Origin of the sequence: Novosphingobium sp. (genome assembly GCF_049240505.1) — a bacterium.
Lineage (GTDB): Bacteria > Pseudomonadota > Alphaproteobacteria > Sphingomonadales > Sphingomonadaceae > Novosphingobium.
In genome coordinates this window covers 1-1,863 of sequence record NZ_JBMLSM010000004.1, presented here as the reverse complement: position 1 = coordinate 1,863, position 1,863 = coordinate 1, and the positions used below count along the sequence as shown (strand labels likewise).

Below are 1,863 nucleotides of genomic sequence, written 5' to 3'. Positions count from 1 at the left end.
CGCACGCTCTGGATCGTGCTGCTGCTCAATGCGGCAATCGCGGGGGGCTTCTTTGTTACCGGCGCTGTTGCAGATTCGAGCGCGCTGATCGCCAATGGCGTCGATAACCTGTCCGATACGGCCGTTTACGCGCTGAGCCTTGTAGCACTGACCCGGGGTCAGACATGGAAGACCCGCGCAGCGATGGCTTCAGGCGTCATGCTGCTGTTGTTTGCGGGGGGCATCCTGCTCGATGTCGGGCGGCGCTTTATCCAGGGGAGCGAGCCCATCGGACCGACCATGATGGTGATGTCCGCGATTGCTGGCGCGGTAAACTACCTCTGCCTTCGGCTGCTTCAACGCATCAAGGAACCGGACGTCAATCTCCGGGCCGCGACCACTTTCAGCTTCAACGACTTCATCTCCAACGGCGGCATCCTGATTGCCGGCGTGCTGGTGTTCTGGCTGGGTACGAACTGGCCGGACTTGCTCGTCGGTTTCGCTACCGCCCTCATCGCCATCAAGGGCGGCTTCGAAATCCTGCGCGACGCACGCACCGAACCCAATACAACGACGGGAGGTCGTCATGAATGACAAGCTCGAACTCGACATTCCGGTGCTATTGCCCGACCTTCCCGACGCAGCTGACGCATGTCTCGATCGTCTCGTAGCAACGCTGACGAAGCGCGAAGGCGTCGAGCGGGCGCATGTCATCTGTGTCGACGACGATACGCCAGCAGCGCTGTGCATCCATTTCGACGCTGCCAAGCTGCCTTTGCCGCGTTTGCGCGAAATCGTGCGCGCAGCCGGCGCTGAAATCACCGAGCGCTATGGCCATGCTATCTGGCAAGCAACGGGGATCAACCATGAGCGTCGCGCTCGAACGATCAGCGATGCGCTTTGCGCCTTGCCCGGCGTGGTACAGGCCAGCGCCAGTTCAGGTGGGTCTGTGCGGGTCGAATATGATCGCCGCGAGACCACCGAAGAGGAAGTGCTTTCGGCCCTTCGCAAACTCAAGGTTGGCATCGAAAAGCGGGTCAGTGCCGATGACCATGCCGGTCATGATCATGGGGCTGGTAGCCATGGTGCGGCCGAGGAACGGCATAGCTCCGGTGATGGTCACGATCACAGCCACGCTAATTTTCTGGGCCCCAACACTGAACTGATCTTTGCCCTCGCCTGCGGCGCGCTGCTGGGAATCGGCTTCGCAATTGAGAAGCTGATAGCTGGTCCGCCCGCTTGGCTCCTGACCGCCTGCTATATGGCAGCCTATTTTTTCGGTGGTTTCTTCACGCTGCGCGAGGCGATTGACAACCTTCGGTTGAAGAAGTTCGAGATCGACACCCTGATGCTGGTCGCCGCCGCCGGGGCAGCCGCCTTGGGGGCGTGGGCCGAAGGCGCACTACTTCTGTTCCTGTTCAGTCTCGGACACGCGCTGGAGCATTATGCCATGGGCCGTGCCAAGAAGGCAATTGAAGCCTTGGCGAAGCTCGCACCTGAGACCGCAACGGTGCGCCGCGATGGGGCGACCAGTGAAATCGACGTCGAACAAATGGTGGTCGGCGACATCGTCATCGTGCGTCCGAACGAGCGCTTGCCCGCCGACGGCTTCGTCCTGAAGGGAACGAGTGCTATCAACCAGGCGCCCGTTACCGGCGAAAGCATCCCGGTCGACAAGATACCGGTAGCCGACGTGGTCGCCGCACGCGCCAAGCCCGATATGGTTGATCCGCAAAGCCGGGTATTTGCCGGTACGATCAATGGCAGCGGCGCGATCGAGATTGAGGTGACGCGCCGCTCCAGTGAAAGCGCGCTCGCGAAAGTTGTGAAGATGGTGAGCGAAGCGGAGACGCAAAAATCCCCGACGCAGCGCTTTACCGACCG

General features: G+C 61.1%; 2 protein-coding genes. Both read left to right on the top strand.

The window, feature by feature from the left end:
• Positions 1-573 (top strand): cation diffusion facilitator family transporter (locus ACOVQ0_RS00250; RefSeq protein WP_421878514.1); only part of this gene is annotated, 573 nt, incomplete at its 5' end.
• A partial coding sequence (locus tag ACOVQ0_RS00245; protein ID WP_421878511.1) for an HAD-IC family P-type ATPase occupies positions 566-1,863 on the top strand: 1,298 nt, incomplete at its 3' end. The genes ACOVQ0_RS00250 and ACOVQ0_RS00245, both read left to right, overlap by 8 nt.